At 64.3% G+C, this 610-nt stretch carries 1 protein-coding gene; it reads left to right on the top strand.

All coding sequences use genetic code 11. The annotated features are described in order from the left end of the window. Positions 1 to 610, top strand: a 610-nt coding sequence (locus AC1DU6_RS34715) for an alpha-amylase family glycosyl hydrolase (RefSeq protein ID WP_477863062.1), incomplete at both ends; no start/stop codon positions are given.

Here is a 610-nt window from a genome sequence, read left to right as displayed (position 1 = left end):
GTTCAAGGCCGTGCAGTCGGACCTGCAGCGGCTCAAGAGGCTGGGGGTGGACATCCTGTGGCTGATGCCCATCCAGCCCATCGGCAAGCTCAACCGCAAGGGGACGCTGGGCAGCTACTACTCGATCAGCGACTACACGGCGGTGAACCCCGAGTTCGGCACGCTGGCCGATGCCAAGGCGCTGGTCGCTGCGGCGCACAAGCTGGGGTTCAAGGTCATCCTCGACTGGGTGGCCAACCACACGGCCTGGGACCACCCCTGGGCTACGGCACACAAGGATTGGTACAAGCTCAACGGCAAGGGTGAGATCCACGCCGTCACTTTCAACGAAGGCCAGCCGGGCGAGGAGCACTGGGACGATGTCGTCGCGCTGAACTACAAGAGCCCGGGCTTGCGCGCCGCAATGATCGACGCGATGAAGTTCTGGGTGCGAGAAACCGGCATCGATGGCTTCCGCTGCGATGTGGCCAGCCTGGTGCCGACCGACTTCTGGGTGCGTGTGCGCAAGGAGCTGGACGCGGTCAAGCCGATGTTCATGCTGGCCGAGTCCGACGCCATCGACCTGCACACCAGCGGCGCCTTCGACATGACCTATTCCTGGGACCTGGCC

It is taken from the genome of Roseateles sp. P5_B10, assembly GCF_056400485.1.
This window is presented reverse-complemented; position numbering and strand designations above follow the sequence as displayed.